The sequence below is a fragment of the Gemmatimonadaceae bacterium genome (genome assembly GCA_035533755.1).
In the GTDB taxonomy this organism is placed as follows: Bacteria; Gemmatimonadota; Gemmatimonadetes; order Gemmatimonadales; family Gemmatimonadaceae; genus JAGWRI01.
This window is the reverse complement of sequence record DATLTC010000009.1, coordinates 150,625-168,345: the sequence shown is the minus strand read 5'-3', so window position 1 is coordinate 168,345 and position 17,721 is coordinate 150,625. Positions and strand designations below refer to the sequence as shown.

Annotated in this window: 17 protein-coding genes and 1 tRNA gene; 2 read left to right on the top strand and 16 right to left on the bottom strand. The window is 69.2% G+C overall.

All coding sequences use genetic code 11. The features are described 5' to 3' along the window. Positions 1–18 precede the first annotated feature (18 nt). Positions 19–1,209, top strand: a complete 1,191-nt coding sequence (locus tag VNE60_01385; protein ID HVB30158.1) for an ATP-dependent 6-phosphofructokinase — start codon at positions 19–21, stop codon at positions 1,207–1,209. Here VNE60_01385 and VNE60_01380 read toward each other — a convergent pair. The 5 genes from VNE60_01380 to VNE60_01360 form a co-directional block, all read right to left on the bottom strand. Next, a complete protein-coding gene (locus VNE60_01380) occupies positions 1,193–2,509 on the bottom strand; it encodes an MFS transporter (protein HVB30157.1) in 1,317 nt (438 codons plus the stop codon). The genes VNE60_01385 and VNE60_01380 overlap by 17 nt on opposite strands. Positions 2,510–2,660: 151 nt before the next feature. Continuing rightward, a tRNA-Leu gene (locus tag VNE60_01375) sits at positions 2,661–2,744 on the bottom strand. 90 nt (positions 2,745–2,834) lie between these two features. Continuing rightward, positions 2,835–3,407: a hypothetical protein gene (locus VNE60_01370; GenBank protein ID HVB30156.1), complete on the bottom strand. Its 573-nt coding sequence runs from the start codon at positions 3,405–3,407 to the stop codon at positions 2,835–2,837. A 5-nt stretch (positions 3,408–3,412) separates the two neighbouring features. Beyond that, complete coding sequence (locus tag VNE60_01365) at positions 3,413–3,958, bottom strand: zf-HC2 domain-containing protein (protein ID HVB30155.1); 546 nt, start codon at positions 3,956–3,958, stop codon at positions 3,413–3,415. Next, a complete protein-coding gene (locus VNE60_01360) occupies positions 3,951–4,505 on the bottom strand; it encodes an RNA polymerase sigma factor (protein ID HVB30154.1) in 555 nt (184 codons plus the stop codon). The genes VNE60_01365 and VNE60_01360 overlap by 8 nt, the downstream gene beginning before the upstream one ends. A 79-nt stretch (positions 4,506–4,584) precedes the next feature. Between VNE60_01360 and VNE60_01355 the strand changes: the two genes are divergently transcribed. After that, complete coding sequence (locus VNE60_01355) at positions 4,585–5,298, top strand: glycerophosphodiester phosphodiesterase (GenBank protein ID HVB30153.1); 714 nt, start codon at positions 4,585–4,587, stop codon at positions 5,296–5,298. A 55-nt stretch (positions 5,299–5,353) separates the two neighbouring features. Here the strand turns inward: VNE60_01355 and rpmA are convergent, their stop codons facing one another. The 11 genes from rpmA to VNE60_01300 all read right to left on the bottom strand — a co-directional run bounded on the left by rpmA (position 5,354) and on the right by VNE60_01300 (position 17,715). Next, the gene (rpmA, locus tag VNE60_01350; GenBank protein HVB30152.1) at positions 5,354–5,635 is read right to left on the bottom strand and encodes a 50S ribosomal protein L27; all 282 of its coding nucleotides are present in this window, start codon (positions 5,633–5,635) and stop codon (positions 5,354–5,356) included. Between the two features lie 12 nt (positions 5,636–5,647). Beyond that, the gene (rplU, locus tag VNE60_01345; protein HVB30151.1) at positions 5,648–5,965 is read right to left on the bottom strand and encodes a 50S ribosomal protein L21; all 318 of its coding nucleotides are present in this window, start codon (positions 5,963–5,965) and stop codon (positions 5,648–5,650) included. Between the two features lie 103 nt (positions 5,966–6,068). Then, positions 6,069–7,727, bottom strand: coding sequence for an Rne/Rng family ribonuclease (locus tag VNE60_01340; protein HVB30150.1), 1,659 nt, complete (start codon positions 7,725–7,727; stop codon positions 6,069–6,071). A 397-nt stretch (positions 7,728–8,124) separates the two neighbouring features. Further along, positions 8,125–9,342, bottom strand: coding sequence for an acyl-CoA dehydrogenase family protein (locus VNE60_01335; protein HVB30149.1), 1,218 nt, complete (start codon positions 9,340–9,342; stop codon positions 8,125–8,127). A 5-nt stretch (positions 9,343–9,347) separates the two neighbouring features. Continuing rightward, entirely contained in the window at positions 9,348–11,192 is a 1,845-nt protein-coding gene (locus tag VNE60_01330; protein ID HVB30148.1) for a RecQ family ATP-dependent DNA helicase, read from the bottom strand. Between the two features lie 60 nt (positions 11,193–11,252). Beyond that, positions 11,253–13,751 (bottom strand): DUF3656 domain-containing protein, encoded by a 2,499-nt coding sequence (locus VNE60_01325; GenBank protein ID HVB30147.1) that lies wholly within the window; start codon positions 13,749–13,751, stop codon positions 11,253–11,255. Between the two features lie 32 nt (positions 13,752–13,783). After that, positions 13,784–13,978, bottom strand: a complete 195-nt coding sequence (locus tag VNE60_01320) for a hypothetical protein (protein ID HVB30146.1) — start codon at positions 13,976–13,978, stop codon at positions 13,784–13,786. A 5-nt stretch (positions 13,979–13,983) separates the two neighbouring features. After that, complete coding sequence (locus VNE60_01315) at positions 13,984–14,340, bottom strand: hypothetical protein (protein HVB30145.1); 357 nt, start codon at positions 14,338–14,340, stop codon at positions 13,984–13,986. Continuing rightward, complete coding sequence (locus VNE60_01310; protein HVB30144.1) at positions 14,340–15,701, bottom strand: acyclic terpene utilization AtuA family protein; 1,362 nt, start codon at positions 15,699–15,701, stop codon at positions 14,340–14,342. The genes VNE60_01315 and VNE60_01310 overlap by 1 nt, the downstream gene beginning before the upstream one ends. Then, on the bottom strand, positions 15,698–17,308 hold the full coding sequence (locus tag VNE60_01305; protein ID HVB30143.1) for an acyl-CoA carboxylase subunit beta: 1,611 nt from the start codon (positions 17,306–17,308) through the stop codon (positions 15,698–15,700). The genes VNE60_01310 and VNE60_01305 overlap by 4 nt, the downstream gene beginning before the upstream one ends. After that, positions 17,305–17,715, bottom strand: a complete 411-nt coding sequence (locus tag VNE60_01300) for a cobalamin B12-binding domain-containing protein (protein ID HVB30142.1) — start codon at positions 17,713–17,715, stop codon at positions 17,305–17,307. Before VNE60_01300 ends, VNE60_01305 begins: the two co-directional genes overlap by 4 nt. Positions 17,716–17,721 lie beyond the last annotated feature (6 nt).

The following is a 17,721-nucleotide window of genomic DNA, read 5'->3' as shown; positions in this document are numbered from 1 at the left end:
CACATACGGAGAGCACAGATGGCGGGGACGCAGCGCACGATCGCAATTCTCACCGGCGGCGGGGACGTGCCCGGATTGAATCCGGCCATCCGCGCCATCACCATCCGCGCGCTGCGCGATGGGTATCGCGTGGTCGGGATACGACACGGCTGGGCCGGGCTCGTGGACTACGTGCCCGACGCGACCGCCGACAACAGCGAGCACGTGCAGGTGCTGTCCGAAGCCATCGTGAATCGCGCCGGTCGCACGGGCGGGACCTTCCTGCACACGTCGCGGGCGCGGCCCAGCCACCTGCCGCTCGAACGGGTGCCGGCGCACATGTCCGGCTACGACCAGCCGATCAACGACGTGACCAAGGACGTCCTCAAGCACCTCGAGCACATCGGGGTGGACGTGCTGATCCCCATCGGCGGGGACGACACGCTCAGCTACGGCAAGCGTCTGCACGACGAGGGGGTGAACGTCGTCGCGATTCCGAAGACGATGGACAACGACGTGCACGGCACCGACTACTGCATCGGGTTCAGCACCTGCGTGACCCGTACGATCGAATTGACGCACCGCCTGCGCACGTCGGCCGGCTCGCACGAGCGGTTTCTCGTGATCGAGGTGTTCGGGCGGTACGCGGGCTTCACGGCGCTCCTGCCGACCATGGCCGGCGCGGCGGATCGGTGCGTGATTCCCGAACACCCGTTGGACGTGGATCGTCTGGCGGAATTGCTCACCGGCGATCGCAACCGCAACCCCAGCCGCTACGCGGTGGTCCTCGTCTCGGAGGGCGCGCGCCTGTCCACGCACGACGCCATGACCTTCGCCAGTGAAGAGGCGGACATGTTCGGACACCGGAAGCTGGGCGGGATCGGTGACCAGGTGGCCGCGGCGCTCAAGGCCGCGTCGGCGAAGTACAACAATGGGCGTCGCATCGACATCGTGAACCAGCGACTCGGCTATCTGGTGCGCTCCGGCGACCCCGATGCCCTCGATTCCATCGTCCCGATGGCGTTCGGCAACCTGGCGATCGACCTGATCATGAAGAAGCAGTACGGCCGCCTGGTCAGCATCCACCGCGGGTTCTACGACAGCGTGCCCCTGTCGAGCGTGACGTCGGAGAAGAAGGTGGTGAACGTCGCCAAGTACTACGACACCGACCGGCTGCGGCCGATCTACGACTTCGACGGCGCGCCGCTGTTCATCATGACAAGCGATTGAGCGCCGGCCAGTCGCGCGGCTCGTCCGACACGCGACGCACGATCGCCAACCCCGCGAGCATCATCGCGAGCAGCGACAGAATGGCAAAGGCCTCGCCCCGCACCACCGGCATGTGTCCCCGCTCGACGGTGAGCCACGTCGTGGCTCCCCACAGGATGGGGCCGGTCACGGCCGAGAACCGTCCCACCATGCCGTACAGGCCGTAGAACTCCCCTACGCGATCGGGCGGCGTGAGGCGCAGCATCAGCGGCCGGTCCGACGCCCACGTGCCGCCCAGGCAGATGCCCGCGCCGCACGCCACCACGAAGAGCCACGCGATCGGGAGATGCAGGAAGCCCACGAACGCCGCGAGCGTGAACGTGGCCACCCACCCGGTGAGCACGATCATGAGCGTCCGCTTGGAGCCCAGGCGGTCGACGGCGAACCCCCACAGGATGCCGCCGAAGATCGCCGCCGTGATGGCCGACATCAGCACGAGCTGGGCCTTCTGCTGTCCGTCCTCCTTGGAGAGCCCGGTGGAGATCGCCACGTTCACCGTGTAGAGCGACATGAAGATGATCACGGTGTTGATGGCGTCGGTGTAGAACGCGCGCCCGACGAGAAACCGCAGCAGTCCCGGATACCTGTTGCCGGATTGCAGCGTGCGGACCGTCTGCCGCACCGACTCGGTGACCGCGGTCCACGTGAAGATCGGCCGCGGATGCGCGTTGCCCCGCTCCCGCACGAACACGAAGCACGGCAGCGCGAGCGCGAGGAACGCCAGCGCGACGAACAGGAAATACTTCGCAAAGGGGAAGTCGCCGGTCGTGGACGACATCCAGAGGCCCCCGCCGACCGCGATGTACGACCCCAGGTATCCGAGCCCGATCGCCATGCCGTTGATGCGTCCGCGGTTCTCTTCCGTGGTCACCTCCGGCAGGAGCGAGTCGTAGAACTGCACGCCGGCCTGGTAGGCGCCGTTCGCGATCACGAACAGGACCGCGCTCAGCATGAACGGCCCACGGGCGATGAGGGCCGTGCAGGCGCAGCAGATGAGCGTGGCCCAGACCAGAAAGGGCAGTCGTCGTCGCGCCCGGTCCGTCATCGCGCCGAGCAACGGCGACAGGCAGAACATGATCCCCATCGACAGCGCGCTGATCCCCCCGAGCAGACTGTCGGCGCGATCGGCGCCCACTTCCGCCCGCACGTACAACGAGAAGTAGAGCGAGATCACGCCCATCGAGAAGATGACGTTGGCGAGATCGTACAACATCCAGCTGAGGACCGCGCGCCGCGGGATCACCCGGGTGGGAGAATTCATGGAGGAAAATGTGCGGACCGCGGCACCGAAGAGCCATAGTCGATGCGCCGAACGCCGCGTGGACGCCCGTCTCACCACCAACGCCAAACGTGCTCCCGAGACCGGAAGCACGTTTGTGATGACTGCACCAACTTCCCCTATGACAACCGAATGCCCGAGGCGGGACTCGAACCCGCACGCCGTTGCCGGTGGGGGATTTTGAGTCCCCTGCGTCTACCAATTCCGCCACCCGGGCCGCTGCGCGGAACATAGCAGCGCGGGAGCGGCGCCTCAACGCCGCTCCCGCTCCCGCCCCCCCCGCGCGCGCCCGCCACGATCCCGGCGCCTACCGCGGACCGCCTCCTGGCGGAAGCACCGGCCTGGCCGAATCGCCCGCCGCATGGCGCATCATCGTCAACTGACGCTGCACCTTCTCCTGCAGCGCCCGGTACTTGGCCAACTGCACCGGCGTCATGATGCCCCCCAACGCCTTGCCCTCGGCGTCCATCAGGTCGAGGCGCTGGCGCTGGAACACGTCCATCTGGTCCAGATACTGCTGCACCCTGGCCTGGTCCGGCTCCGGCTTGGCCAACTCGTCGCGAAGCCCCATGCGGGTCTGCCGCTCCTGGGCGCCCAGCGCCTGCCGCTGCTGGACGAACCGGCGGTTGATCGGCGCCAGCTTCCGCATCTGGTCGTCGCTCAGGCCCACCTGCGTCCGCACCGCATGCGTGAACGCCTGACGGATCATCCGCTGGATGCGAGCCCGCTCGGGCGACATCTGGCCCATCCGCCCTCCGCGGGGCGGACGCACGGGTTGCTGCGTCGCGCTCACCTCGCGCTGCGCCACGCCCTGTCCCCGCGCGCGCGCCGGCGCCATCACCATGACCGCCGCCAGCCACCCCACCGCGAATCTCGACATGATCATCATGCGCCCCCGTTGCTCAACGTCACGTTCGGCACCGTGGCGTCCGTTTCTGTGCTCGGCATCGCGTTGATCTGCTGGACGTCCTTGAGGAGGGCCAGCAACTGGGCATCGGTCAACTCACTGTAGCCGTATCCGACGTTCAACTCCACGTCCCCTGACGCGCCGCGCCCTGAGTCGACGGCCGAGTCATGGGCCGGGGACAGAGTGGCGACACGCACGCTGTCTGTGGGGCGTGATCCGGCAAAATGCGCCACGAGCGACGATCCCCCTGCCGCAAGCACCACGATCGCCGCGGCGATCCGCCAGGAATTCGCCGTCCACCGCCGGGGTGCGCGCGGCGCCGGCAGCGCGGCGACGATCCCCGCCACGTCCAGCCTCGGAGTGGGCGCCACGGCGCGAAGACTCCGCAGCAACGCCAGTTCGCCCCGGCATTCCTCGCACCCGCGCAGATGCGCCTCGACGCGCGTGCGCGTCGCCCCATCGAGGCGATCGTGCAGCAGGTCGGGCAGCAGGTCGCGCAGTTCCGCGTTCGGACAGTCAGTCATTGAGAAACTCCTTGATCGCATGCACGGCGTTGTGATAGTGCACGCGCGCCGCGCCTTCCGTCGTACCCACCACGTCGGCGATTTCCTTGTAGCTCAGCCCTTCGTTCACCCGCAAGGCGAACACTTCCCGCTGCCGCGGCGACAGCCCCGCCACGGCAGCGCGCAACTGCTGGCGGGTCTCGTCCGCCACCACCCCGTCCAGCGCATCGAACTCGGTGACTGCGTCCCCCTCCTCGATCTCCACCCGGTCGCGCCGGCGCCGTTCGGCCCGGATCCGGTCGAGCAACAGCCGGCGCGCGATCGTGAACAGCCACGTCCGCAGCGAGCTGTCGGCGCGGAACGTATCGAGCGAGCCGAAGGCCCGCACGAACGTGTCCTGCACCACCTCGTCCACCTCGCGGCGCTCGCCACAGCTCGCGACGAATCGAGCCAGCGCCGGCGCGTGGCGTTCCACCAGCGACGTTGCCGCCCGCTGGTCTCCCGCCTGCCATGCCGCGATGAGCTCGAGATCCGGCCGTTCATCACCGCTCCGTGCGCTGTCGGTCATTCGCTCCGTAAAGTGAGACGTTGGCTGATCCGCCGCGTTAAGAGCTTGCCGAATTGAAGGTTGGCCAATATACACCGGCATGCCCCACGCGCTGCCCCGCTTCGAGCGGATCGCCCACCGCGGCGCCCCGCGCGAATTTCCCGAGAATAGCCTCGAGGGCTTTCTGCGCGCCCTGGAACGCGGGGCCGACGCCGTGGAACTCGACGTCCACAAGACGCGCGACGGCGGGGTCGTGATACACCACGATCCCGACGTTCGCACCCCCGACGGCGCCCTCCGCCCGATTTCCGGGCTCTCCCGGGCCGAGGTCGAGAGCTGCCGGCTCGCCGGCGGCCTCCGCGTCCCCTCGCTCGCGCAAGCGCTCGAGGCCATCGGCCCGCGCGCCACCGTCTACATCGAGCTCAAGGGCCACGATGTGGGTGCGGCGGCCGCGGCCGTGGCCAGTGCCCACGGCGCCCGCTATGCCCTGCACAGCTTCGACCACGACGCCATCCGGGCACTGTCCGCGAGCCTGCCGCAGCTGTCGTATGGGATCCTCCTAGACGCCGGAACCCCGGACCCGGCCGCCGTGGCTGCGGCCTTTTCCGGGCGCGACATCTGGGCCCACTGGACCCTGGCCGATGCCGCCCTCGCCCGCCGCATCCATGCCCGCGCACAACGGCTCCTGGCGTGGACGGTGAATGATCCGGCGGAGGCCGACCGCCTGCGCCTGGCCGGGGTCGACGGGGTGTGCACCGACGACGTGCGGCTACTTGGCGGCGGGGTCGGCCGGGACACGACCGGGCCTGCCTGAAATGCAAAGCGCCCCCGCGAACGGGGGCGCTGGCGAACGATCGGCAGGCCGGATGTCAGGCCGCGGAGGTCGTCTCGGTGGCGACGGTGGGGTACACGCTCACCTTGTACCGCGCCTTGCTGTGGTGTTCGAACTTCACCACGCCGTCGATCAGCGAATAGAGGGTGTAGTCGGTGCCCATGCCCACGTTGCGGCCCGGGTGCCACTTGGTGCCGCACTGGCGCACGATGATGTTGCCCGCGATTACGGGCTCGCCACCGTACTTCTTGATGCCGCGGTACTTCGGGTTGCTGTCGCGGCCGTTGCGCGACGAGCCGACGCCCTTTTTATGTGCCATGGCGAATCGTCCTCAGCCCAGCGTGATGTCGTTGATCATGACTTCGGTAAAGCCCTGCCGGTGCCCCTGCTTTTTAGCGTAGTTCTTGCGGCGCTTCATCTTGAACACGACGATTTTGTCGCCGCGTCCCTGCCGGAGAATTTCGCCGGTGACCTTGGCGCCCGAGAGCGTGGGCACGCCGGTCTTGACGGCGGTGCCGTCGGAGCCGAGGAGGACCTCGTTGAATTCCACGACGCCGCCCGGCTCACCGGGGAGCGAAGGGATCTTGTAGTATCTGCCCGGTTCGACACGGAACTGCTTGCCGCCGGTGCGAATGATTGCGTAGGCCATATGACTGATGGGGATTTTGTACGTGCGAGCCTTCAAAGTTAGACGACCGCTATCTCGTTGTCAACGAGTAGCCTAGCGGGCTTTTCCACGGGCCCGATGCTCCCTAGGCCACGGCGTACTGCTGGGTGACGTCCCGGCCGGCGCTCTTGACCACCAGCTTGAACTCGTCCGGGCGCAGGAGCGGGTCGTCCCGGAACTCGAGCCCGAAGCCGGCCGCCTTCTCGAGCTTCTTCACCAGGTCCCTCTCCTGCTCGAGCACGTACATCGCCACGTCGGGGTGGAGCTTCACGATCAGCGGATCGCGCTTGCCCTCCACGATCATCCGGCGCACCGAGCGCTCCATGCGGCGAATGATCGTCTCGGCGGTGAACACGCGGCCCGTGCCGGCGCAGGTGGGGCAGGCCTCGGTCATGTTCTGCAGATGGCTCTGCCGCACGCGCTGGCGGGTCATCTCGATCAACCCCAGATCGCTCACCGCGAACGCCTTGGTGCGGGCCCGGTCGCGACTCAGATGGGTGCGCATCTCCTGCAACACCCGGTCGCGATTGGCCTTGGTCTCCATGTCGATGAAATCGCAGACGATGATGCCGCCGATGTCGCGAAGCCGAATCTGCCGCGCCACCTCACGCGCCCCTTCGAGATTGGTGCGGAGGATCGTCTTCTCCGGATCCTTCTTGCCCGTGTAGCGGCCCGAGTTCACGTCCACCGACACCAGCGCCTCGGTGGGCTCGATGATCAGGTAGCCACCCGAGGGCAGATCGCAGCGCCGCTTGAAGAGGTCGCGAATCTCGGGTTCGATGCCCGCCTTGTCGAATACCGGGACCTGCTCCTCGTACAGCTTCACGCGGTCCACGAGGTCGGGGGCCACGCCCTTGAGATACTCGATGATCTCGTTGAACACCTGCTTCGAGTCCACCGTCACCTGCTCCACCTTCTCGCTGAACAGGTCGCGGATGAGGCCGCGGGTGAGGTTGGTCTCGCGATGGATGAGCGCCGGCGCGCGCACGAAATGCGTCTTGCGCTTGATCCGGTTCCACTGGCCGATCAGCGTGTCGAGCTCGCGCTTGAACGTCTCCTTGGTGGCATCCTCGCCCACCGTCCGCGCAATCACGCCGCCGGAGTCCGGGGGCAACACGCTCTGGACCATCTCGCGCAACCGTCCACGCTCGGCGCGGTCGCCGATCTTCCGGCTCACGCCCACCCGGGACGCGAACGGCATGAACACCAGGAACCGGCCGGCCATGGAGACCTGCGCCGTGACGCGGGGGCCCTTGGTGGAGATCGGCTCCTTGGAGATCTGGACGATGATATCCTGGCCGCGCTTGAGCACGTCCTGGATGGCCGGCGCCTTGGCGCGCTGGCGGCGCCGGCCGCCGCGGCGCGGACCCGGCTGCTCCCCTTCCTCGGGCTCGTCGGCGGCGCTCTCTTCGGCCTCGGGCTCCGCCTCGCCGTCGTCGTCCTCGTCGTCGCCGTCTTCCGGATACACCAGGTCGGAGGCGTGCAGGAACGCGCTCTTCTCGGTGCCGATGTCGACGAAGGCCGCTTGGATGCCGGGGAGGACCGCTTCTACCCGGCCAAAATAGATGTCGCCGACCATGCGCCGAGCATCGGGCCGGTCGACGAGGAGTTCAACGAGTTGCTCGTCTTCCAGGATCGCAACCCGCGTCTCGCGCGGGTTTGCATTGATGAGGATCTCGCGTTTCATCGGGAACCGCCGGCGCAGATCCACGCGGCGACTCGGCGCGCGGACAGGGACGGTCATGGGGAAAGAGGGTGGTGGCGAGCGCGGCGGCCAACGGGCCGCCGGCGGCCGGAACCTGATGGGGTGTCCACCGCTCGGGCGTGATCGACCATGCCGAACCCGGCTGCCGCAGTGCCCGGCGCGCGACGCGCGCCAGGAGCTCCCACCATCGGGAAAGCGTCAGCATCCCACGGGTCAGCGTGCGATCGGCTTCAGAACGAAGGCCGTGCGCCGCGAGGGGGACGACTGCACAAACGGCGGCCAATGCTGCTTCGGCCGCCGCTGCGCATGGAAAGCCTCGACCGCGCCGCGAGTCGCGCGGCTGAGCCAGGGCGGGAAACGCATACGAATGATTCACTGAAGGAATGACTAGTGCGCGCGCGTCGTTTCCGCAAGACTGGCAAGGACTTACGGATGCTCAGTCCAACAATCCCTTGAGCAGGTGCCGGGCGATCACGATGCGCTGGATTTCGGAGGTGCCCTCTCCAATCTCACAAATCTTGGCGTCCCGCATCATCCGTTCCACGGGGTAGTCCTTGGTGTACCCGTACCCGCCGTGGAGCTGCACGGCCGTGATCGTGGCCCGCATGGCCAGCTCGGAACAGAAGAGCTTGGCCATGGCCGCCTCCTTGGAGTACGGCTTGCCGTGCTGCGCCAGCCAGGCCGCATGGAACATCAGGTGCTTGCCGGCCTCGATTTCGGTGGCCATGTCGGACAGCTGGAAATGGACCCCCTGGAACTTGGCGATCGCCTGCCCGAACTGCTTGCGCACGGCGGTGTACTTGAGCGCCTCGGCGAACGCCCCTTCGGCGATCCCGAGCGACAGCGCGGCGATGCCGATGCGTCCGGCATCGAGGGTGCGCATGAAGTTCTTGAACCCGCGGCCTTCCTCGCCGAGCCGGTTCTCCACCGGCACCTCGACGTCCTCCATGATCAGTTCTGCCGTGTCCGACGCGCGCCACCCCAGCTTGTCCTCCTTCTTGCCGGCGCGGAATCCGCGCATCGCGGGGAGCGACGGATCGTGTCCCACGCCCGCCGCCGCTGCCGCGTCGAGATCGCCGGTTGGCTTGGTGAGGATGAACGAGCTGATGCCCTTGGTGCCCTGCCCCGGCGTGGTCACGGCCGTCACGACGAAGATCTCTCCCACGTATCCGTGCGTGATGAACCGCTTCACGCCGTTGAGCACGTAGTGGTCCTTCTTGCGCACGGCCGTGGTGCGGGTGCCGCCGGCGTCACTGCCGGCCTCGGGCTCGGTGAGGCCGAACCCGCCCATCACCTTGCCGGCCGCCAGGAGGGGCACGTAGCGGAGCTTCTGCTCCTCGGTGCCGAAGTGGACGATGGGCGACGTGCCGAGCGTGGTGTGGGCCGACACGGTGAGCCCGTGCGACGCGTCCACCTTGGCCAGCTCCTCGATGACGATCATGTAGCTGATGAGATCGAGGCCGGCGCCACCCAGCGCTTCGGGCCACGGCACCCCGAGCAGTCCCAGCTCGCCCATGCGCTTCACGTTCGCCCACGGGAACGTCGCGTCGGCGTCGCACTTCGCGGCCACGGGGGCCACTTCATCGCGCGCGAACTCGCGGACCATCTCGCGCACGGCCACGTGCTGCTCGGAGAAATAGAGGGCGTCGTCCATGTCAATCAGGAGGCGTCAGCGTCTCGACGGCGACGCGGGGCGCGCGGTGGATGATCGGGCGGAGGCAGTGGCACCAGCACGTCGTCGGTGCTGATGAACGTGTGCTTGACGCGTTTGCCGGTGGGCCGGCGACGCGCCGTTCGTGCTTTGGCCGGACCCAGACAATTGTCGCACGCCCCGCATTCCGGGCGTGCCGAAGGGTCTCCGAAATATCGGAGCACGAACGCTCGGCGGCAACGGTCGGTGTACGCATATCGCTGCACGGCTTCGAGCTTGTCGAAGTCGGCCCGCACGCGGCGCTCGATGGAGGCCCAGTCGATCCGGAACGCCTCGAGCGGCGCCTCCGGCCGGGTGAGCGCGGGCCCGGCGGTGACCCGCGAGAACTCCAGGAACTGCTCACCCTGCAGGGCGTCAAGGAGGGTGAACGCCGTGCCGCCGCCGATGGCCGGGGGCAGCCCGTCCACGTCGATGTCCATGCCGTCGTACAGCTGATCGCGGCCCACTCGCCACAGCGCGCGGAGCAGGCCGAGCTCGAGCGCCCGGTCCTCGCCCAACTGCTCGCGAATGCGCGCCGCGGTGGCGAGCAGGCGCACGCGAACGCGCATCGACCCGCCCGGCTCGCCGCGCCAGGCGCCGGTGCGTTCGAGCAGCCGCAGCGCGGCGTCCACGTCGCGCGCGTTCACCTGGCGGCCCAGCCGCTTGGCCAACTGCGCGGAATCGGGCGTCGCGCCCGCCGGTGGCGATGCCTGCAGCAGGCGGTACAGGGGCTCGACCACTTCGCGGCGGGGGTGGCCCGCCTTGAGGAAATATTCGTGCGTGAAGCGGTCGCGGTAGGCATGCAGCAACACGCACTCGGCCGGCTCCCCGTCCCGCCCCGCCCGTCCCGCTTCCTGGTAGTAGGCTTCGAGCGTGCCGGGCATGGCGTGATGCACCACGAGCCGGACGTTGGGCTTGTCGATGCCCATGCCGAACGCGTTGGTGGCCACGATCACGCGCGCCTGCTCGTGCATGAACGCATCCTGCACGTCGCGCCGGTGGGCATCGTCGAGCCCGGCGTGGTACGGCAGCGCCCGGATGCGGCGGCGGGTGAGCATGCCGGCAATGCGTTCCACCGCCTTGCGCGTGGAGGCATAGACGATGGCCAGCCCGGCGCGTGCCTTCAACTCGTCGACCAGGGCCGTGTCCTTGTCGTCGTCGGTGCGGCACGACCGCACGTGGTAGGTGAGGTTGACGCGATCGAACCCGGTGACGATCGTGGTCGGCCGGCCCATCTGGAGCTGGCGGATGATGTCCTCGCGCACCTGCGGCGTGGCGGTGGCGGTGAGGGCGATCAGCGTGGGGTTGCCCAGCCGCTCGCGCACCGGCGCCAGCCGCAGGTAGCTCGGCCGGAAGTCGTGCCCCCATTCGCTGATGCAGTGCGCCTCGTCGATGGCGAGCAGCGACACGTTGGCGTCCCGCAATCGGTCGAGCGTGGGCCCGGCGTCGAATCGTTCCGGCGCCACGTACAGCAGCTTGAGGTCGCCGTTGCGGGCGCGCGCGATCCGATCGCTCACCTGCGCCGACGACAGGGAACTGTTGATGAACGCCGCGGGGATGTTGCGCCGCTCGAGCGCGTCCACCTGATCCTTCATCAGCGAGATGAGGGGCGAGACGACGAGCGTGAGGCCGGGGAGCATGAGCGCCGGCACCTGATAGCACAGCGACTTGCCGCCGCCCGTGGGCAGGATGACCACGGTCTCCTTGCCGGCGAGCACGCTGGCCACCGCCTCCGCCTGCCCGGGCCGGAAGGCGGGATAGCCGAATCGTTGTTCGAGCACGGCGAGTGCTGCGTCGGACGGGCGGACGGTCATGGGCACAGCGTATGCCCCGCCCCGCCGGGGCGCGTCATCCGACGAGGGCGCATGGCGCCCTTACACCGCACGCGCGAAATGCCCGCGAGTGAACGCGCCGCCCACCAGTTCGCGCACGCGAGACGGACGGGCGCGTTCGCCCCGCGCCAGCCCCTCGAGCGATTCCCGATAGCCCGCCACGATCTCGGCCACGCGATCGCCCGGCACGTTGAACACCGCCCGGTAGCCGCGGACCCCGGCGTCCCACAAGCGCGGCATGAACTCGGACCCCTCCACGGGCCGCGAGTGCAGGAGCCGGTTGCGGCACGCCGAATCGGTGGCCACCGGGAACGCGTATCCGGTGGGATCGGTGAGCTGCACGTTGGGATGCTTCTGGACGCACAGATCGCGACAGGTGGTGGGCTCGCGATCGAACGCCGCCGACAGCACGCAGTGCTCGAGTGTCATGCCCTCCGGCCGCCCGTACACCAGCACGTCGAACCCCCGGCCCGCCCACGGCGCCACCAGATCGCGGATCTCGTCCGCCGTGAGTTCGATGGACGCGGTGAGGCGTCGCGCCCCCAGCCGGAAGATCTCGGCCGCCGTGTGCGCGTTCATCACGTTCACCGCATAGTCGGCCGTCACGTCGCGGCCCTGGCGGGAAAGTTCGGCGACGAGCCCCAGGTGGCCCGTCTGCACCGGGAGCCCCAGGTCGAGCCACTTCTGGATGGCGCGGCGGTCCTCGGGGCGCACGATCGTCGGCGCGCGCAGCCGGAGCGAGACGCCGCGCGCGGAGAGCGTCTGGGCCAGCGTCTTCACCTGCGACAGCGCGGGCGCCGGATGCCGCAGGAACGGATCGAGCACGATCTCGGTGGCGCCCGCATCGGCGGCTGCCGCCGCGTCGTCGAGATCGTAGACCTCGGCCAGCAACCGGTACGCCGGCGGGGTCGAGGCCGCCGCGTCCGGCGCGGTGCCGGCGTCCACGTCCTGCGTCGCGCGTTCGACGTTCGCGCGTCGTTCGGCGTGCGCCGCTTCGAGCGCCCAGTTGCGGCGGCGCAGCAACTCGTCCACGGCGCGTTGGCGCAGGTGATTGAGCTCGCTCACCGGGATGAACAGTCCGGACGCCAGCCCGCCGCTGTCGAGCCGGGTGAGCGCGAACGGCGTGTCGCCCAGCCGGCCCAGCTGTTCGCGCAGAACGGCGCTGTCGAGCGGACGCTTGGTGGCCGGCGAGAGCGTGGCTTCGCTCTGCACGGTGACGGATTCGCCGCCGGCGGCGAACGTGGCCTTGAGGGGCGATCCCGCCGTGCCGAACAGCCGCACGTCGAGGCGGGCCTTGTGCGCGCGGATGTGCGACGGCAGGGCGCTGAACGACGCGCGCGCCTGGGCCAGCAACGCGGCCTCCGACGTGCGCAGCACCTTCCAGCCGGGCTCCACGCGGAAGCGCGGCGAGATGGCCTGGCGCACGGTGCCGCCGGAGGACAGCGTGCGCAGCGCGCTCACCGTGCCGCCCACCGATGCGCCGCCCAGCCCGTCGGGCGCCTCGAATCCCACGCCGTCTCCCACCTGCAGCGGCGTGGAGAGCTCGACGATCACCTCACCGCGCTCCACGTCGACCACGGTGCCGAGCAGCGCGCCGCGGTTATCGGGCTGGGTGCGCGTGACGTAGTCCTTGCCGGCGCGCCCACCGAACATGCCGCCCGTGAAGCCGCGGCTGAAGATCTGGACCAGCGGCTGCACTTCGGATTCGTCGATCGGCGTGCGATCGCCCCGGGCCACGCGGTCGAGGAATCCCCGGTAGGTGCGGGTGACGGTGGCCACGTACTCCGGCTTCTTCTTCCGTCCCTCCACCTTGAGGCAGGCGATGCCGCTGTCGGCGATCTCGGGCAGATGTTCGTAGGCCGCGAGGTCGCGGGCCGAGATCAGGTAGCCCCGATCGAGTTCCGCGCCGTTGGCGACGTCGGTGAGCACGTAGTCCTTGCGGCACGACTGCGCGCACGAGCCGCGGTTGGCGCTGCGTTCCGAGATCATCCCCGACATGTAGCACTGGCCGGAGTACGAGATACAGAGCGCGCCGTGGACGAACGACTCGAGGCCCAGCTCCGGCACGGCGGCGCGGATGCTGCGGATGTCGTCGAGCGTATTCTCGCGGGCCAGCACCACGCGATCCACGCCGAGCTCGCGGAGCACCGCGGCGCCGCTGGCGTCGTGCACCGTCATCTGGGTGGAGCCGTGGATCTCGAGGTGCGGATAGATGCGCTGGATGAGCCGGATGGCGCCGATGTCCTGGACGATGGCGGCGTCGATGCCGCGGTCGACGGCCTCGCCCAGGAAGAGCAGCGCGTCCACCAACTCGGCGGGCTTGAACAGGATGTTGAACGTGAGGTAGATGCGGCGGCCGCGCTCGTGCGCCAGCCGGCAGGCCTCTTCCACCTCGTCGAGCGAGAGCTGGGCGCCCTCGTCGCGGGCGTTCCATCGCTCGGCGCCCATGTACACGGCGTCGGCCCCATTGGCCAGCGCGGCGCGCACGGCGTCGAGCGACCCCGCGGGGGCGAGCAGTTCGGGAATGGGCGAGGCCGGCATCCGCGCAAGTTAGCGGCTCCGTCCCGCTCCCTCTATGGGCGGCTTCGATCTCCGTCCATGGCGCGCCCGTCGATGCGATCGCGCAGTGTGGCCGGCAACAGGCGAAGGGCCACCGCCACGGCGATCACGATCATGCCGGCAACGCGCGTCGGCGAGCTGTCGATCCGGGCGCCGTACGCCCAGACAACGAATCCGACGGCCGCCACCGTCACCTTGAGGAGCGCCATCCGCGTCATCCGTCGGCGCTCGGGAGCCGGAGCGCCGCCGCTCGCGCGTCGGGCACGTCGAACACCAGGCGCAGCAACGCCGTGGAATAGACCTTGCCCTGCGCGTCCGTCTTGAGGGACAGCGTACCGCCGCCGTCGAGCGCCCCGTGCAACAGGAAGTTGAGGGCGTGCAGATTGGGCAACTCGAAGCGCTCCACGCCGCCGGTGATCAGGCCGCGAAAGTGGCCGGCCACGCGGTCGGCGGTGAGATCCTCCACCAGCAGTGGATACCACTCGGGCTTGAGCGCGATCACGCCGACGTTGGCGGTGTCGCCCTTGTCGCCGGATCGCGCGTGCGCGAGGTCGAGCAGTCGGACGCGCATCAGAGGATCTCCACCGCGGTCTGGACCACGGTCTTGTCGATGAGGGCCGGCCAGTAGGCGACGATCTCCTCGACCTTGGGCCGTCCGGCGGCGAAGCCGGTGACGCTGGGCGGTCCATTGAGCACCAGCGGGACGATCTCGCGGGTGAACCGCTCGACCGCGGCGCGGTCCTGCCCGCGCACCCCGATGCGGAACTGCACCTCGGGCGCGTTCCTGCCCGCGTCGCCGGCCAGGCGGCCGTGGGTGGCCGACGCGCCCACGAACTCGGTGAGGATGTGGTCGAAGCGCAGCCCCAGGCGGTCGAGCCGTTCGCGGAGCACGCGATCGGCGAGCTCGGCTTTCTCGAGCGCGTCGGGCCAGACGTACACCAGCGAGCCGACCGCCTTGTAGCCGTCGCGGTAGGCGATCGAGACCTTGAGCTTGTCGGTGGGGGCGCGTCCCTGGATGCCGAACACGCGCACGCGGTTCTCGCCGGCCTGTTCCAGGCGAATGGACGAGAAGTCGGCGATCACGTCGGGGGTGATGTACGAGTGCGGGTCGCCCATTTCGTACACCAGCTGCTCGCTCACCGAGGGCACGTCGATGCGGCCGCCGGTGCCCGGGTGCTTGGTGACGACGAAGGTGCCGTCCTCGTGGCCCTCGACGATCGGGTAGCCCACGTTGGCGAGATCGGGGATGGACCGCCAGTCGTGGAGGCAGTTGCCGCCGGAGCACTGGGCGCCGCACTCGATGATGTGGCCGGCGATGATGCCGGCGGCGAGCCGGTTCCAGTCGGTGTCGCCCCAGCCGAACTCGAAGCGGAGCGGCGCCATGGTGAGCGCGGTGTCGGTGGACCGTCCGGTGACGACGACGTTGGCGCCGCGGCGCAGCGCCTCGACGATCGGCGTCGAACCGATATATGCGTTCGCGGATAACACGCGGTCGCGGACGGAGGCCAGCGGGGCCCCGGTCTCCATGTGGGCCAGGGCGTGTCCGTCGGCCATCAACTGGTCGAGGCGCGGCAGCAGGTCGTCGCCGGTGACCACGCCCACGTGGAGCTTGCCGGCGGCGCCGGCCTTGCCGGCCGCGGCGCGGATGGCGGCGGCGCAGGCGGGCGGGTTCACGCCGCCGGCGTTGGCGATCACGCGCACGCCGCGCGCGATGACCGCGGGGAGCACGCTCTCCATGGCGCCCACGAAGTCGCGGGCGTAGCCCATGTTCGGGTCACGTTCCTTCTGCTTCTGCAGAATGGACATCGTGACCTCGGCCAGGTAATCGAGCATCAGGTAGTCCACCGGACCGCCCTCGACCTGGCGGCGCGGGGCTTCCAGCCAATCGCCCCAGAAGCCCTGTCCGGAGGCTACACGCACGATGCGAGTCATGAGTCGTTGAAGTGTGCGGGAAGTACGAACGCGCCCAGGTGCGGCCCCGGATTCTGGGCCGCGGCGCGAAAGGCCATGGCGAGCGTGCGGCGGGTGTGTTCGGGATACACGATGGCGTCCACGTACCCGCGGGCGCCGGCGTACCTGGCGTCCAGCTGGTGCTCGTAGTCCTCGCGCATCTCGTCCATGGCGCTCGTGACCTCGGCCGCCGGCGCCTTGCCGGCGGCTCGGGCTGCCTCGATGGCCGGCCCGTGCACCGCCTGCACCGCCGATTCACCCTCCATCACCGCCATGCGGCCGGTGGGCCAGCTGAAGATGAAATCGGGGTCGAACCCCTGCCCCGCCATGGCGTAGTAGCCGGCGCCGGAGGCGTGGTTCACGGTGAGCACCACCTTGGGCACGCGGGCCGTGGCCATCGCCTCCACGAACCGGGCGCCGGCACGGATGATCCCCTCGTGCTCGGCGTCGGGGCCGACCATGAACCCCGAGACATCCTGCACGAACAGCAGCGGGATGCGCTGGCGGTCGCAGCGGTCGATGAAGAACGCCACCTTCTCGGCGCTCTCCGCGTAGACGATGCCGCCGAATCTCGGGCGCTCGCCGGCGCGGCCCTTGATGAGCCCGCGCTGGTTGGCGATCACACCCACCGGAATGCCCTCGATGTGCGCGTCGCCGCAGATCATCTCGCGCGCCAGGTCGGCCTGGAATTCGTCGATCCGGCCGCCGTCGAGCACCGCGCCCAGGATCTCGTGCATGTCGTACGACATGCGGTGATCGGCGGGCAGCAGGTCGTAGAGCGACTCGGGGTCACGGGCCGGCGGCTCGGCCGGGCGCCATGCCGGCAGCGTGGGGGGCGGGAGCATGGCCATGAGGGCGCGCAGCTTCTCGAGGCCGGCGGCATCGTGGTCCACCGCGTAGTGGGCCACGCCGCTGATGGCGGTATGGGTGCCGGCGCCGCCCAGGGTCTCGCCGTCGATCACCTGCCCGGTGGCGCCCTTCACCAGATTCGGCCCGCCCAGCCCCATGAACGAGGTGCCCTTGACCATCACGATCACGTCGGAGAGCGCCGGCAGATAGGCGCCGCCGGCGATGCACGGGCCCATGACGGCGGCCAGCTGCGGCACGTGCAGGTACCGCCGCATAATGGAATTGTAATAGAAGATGCGACTGGCGCCGTACTGCCCGGGAAACACGCCGCCCTGATACGGCAGGTTCACCCCCGCCGAATCGACCAGGTAGACGATCGGGATGTGGCAGCGCATGGCGATCTCCTGGGCGCGGAGGATCTTGCGGATCGTCTCCGGCCACCACGAACCGGCCTTCACGGTCGCGTCGTTGGCGACGATGACCGTCTCGCGCCCCTCGACCAGCCCGATGCCGGTCACGACGCCGGCGCCGGGCGCCTGGCCGTCGTATTGATCGTGGGCCACGAGCAGCCCGATCTCGAGAAAGGGCGTATCGGCGTCGCACAGTTTGGCCACGCGCTCGCGCGCCGTGAGTTTTCCCTGCTTGTGCTGGCGGGCGATCTTGTCGGGCCCGCCCCCCTGGCGGAGGCGATCCTCGAGTTCGCGCAGGGCGTCGCTGAGCGCCCGCAGCCGCGCCGTCACGCTTCCTGCCGGGACCGCTCTTCGAACCAGGCGCGGATATAGTCCACGAGGTCCGAGGTTCGCGTTCCGGGACCGAACAGCTGCCCCACGCCCTGGGCGCGCAGCGCGTCCATGTCCTCGCGGGGAATGATCCCGCCGCCCGTGACGAGGATGTCGTCGCGCCCGTGTTCGTGCAGCAGTGCCTTGACGCGCGGGAAGAGCGTCATGTGGGCGCCGCTGAGGATCGACAGGCCCACGACGTCCACATCCTCCTGGACGGCGGCGTTGGCGATCATCTCCGGAGTCTGGTGCAGCCCGGTGTAGATCACTTCCATGCCGGCGTCCCGGAGCGCCGCGGCGACGACCTTGGCGCCGCGGTCATGACCGTCGAGACCGGGTTTGGCGACGAGAACTCGAATGGGGCGCATGGACTG

Coding starts and splice junctions, on each gene's coding strand:
- VNE60_01385 (HVB30158.1), top strand. CDS start 19: ATGGCGGGGACGCAGCGCACGATCGCAATTCTCACCGGCGGCGGGGAC.
- VNE60_01380 (HVB30157.1), bottom strand. CDS start 2,509: ATGAATTCTCCCACCCGGGTGATCCCGCGGCGCGCGGTCCTCAGCTGG.
- VNE60_01370 (HVB30156.1), bottom strand. CDS start 3,407: ATGTCGAGATTCGCGGTGGGGTGGCTGGCGGCGGTCATGGTGATGGCG.
- VNE60_01365 (HVB30155.1), bottom strand. CDS start 3,958: ATGACTGACTGTCCGAACGCGGAACTGCGCGACCTGCTGCCCGACCTG.
- VNE60_01360 (HVB30154.1), bottom strand. CDS start 4,505: ATGACCGACAGCGCACGGAGCGGTGATGAACGGCCGGATCTCGAGCTC.
- VNE60_01355 (HVB30153.1), top strand. CDS start 4,585: ATGCCCCACGCGCTGCCCCGCTTCGAGCGGATCGCCCACCGCGGCGCC.
- rpmA (HVB30152.1), bottom strand. CDS start 5,635: ATGGCACATAAAAAGGGCGTCGGCTCGTCGCGCAACGGCCGCGACAGC.
- rplU (HVB30151.1), bottom strand. CDS start 5,965: ATGGCCTACGCAATCATTCGCACCGGCGGCAAGCAGTTCCGTGTCGAA.
- VNE60_01340 (HVB30150.1), bottom strand. CDS start 7,727: ATGACCGTCCCTGTCCGCGCGCCGAGTCGCCGCGTGGATCTGCGCCGG.
- VNE60_01335 (HVB30149.1), bottom strand. CDS start 9,342: ATGGACGACGCCCTCTATTTCTCCGAGCAGCACGTGGCCGTGCGCGAG.
- VNE60_01330 (HVB30148.1), bottom strand. CDS start 11,192: ATGACCGTCCGCCCGTCCGACGCAGCACTCGCCGTGCTCGAACAACGA.
- VNE60_01325 (HVB30147.1), bottom strand. CDS start 13,751: ATGCCGGCCTCGCCCATTCCCGAACTGCTCGCCCCCGCGGGGTCGCTC.
- VNE60_01320 (HVB30146.1), bottom strand. CDS start 13,978: ATGGCGCTCCTCAAGGTGACGGTGGCGGCCGTCGGATTCGTTGTCTGG.
- VNE60_01315 (HVB30145.1), bottom strand. CDS start 14,340: ATGCGCGTCCGACTGCTCGACCTCGCGCACGCGCGATCCGGCGACAAG.
- VNE60_01310 (HVB30144.1), bottom strand. CDS start 15,701: ATGACTCGCATCGTGCGTGTAGCCTCCGGACAGGGCTTCTGGGGCGAT.
- VNE60_01300 (HVB30142.1), bottom strand. CDS start 17,715: ATGCGCCCCATTCGAGTTCTCGTCGCCAAACCCGGTCTCGACGGTCAT.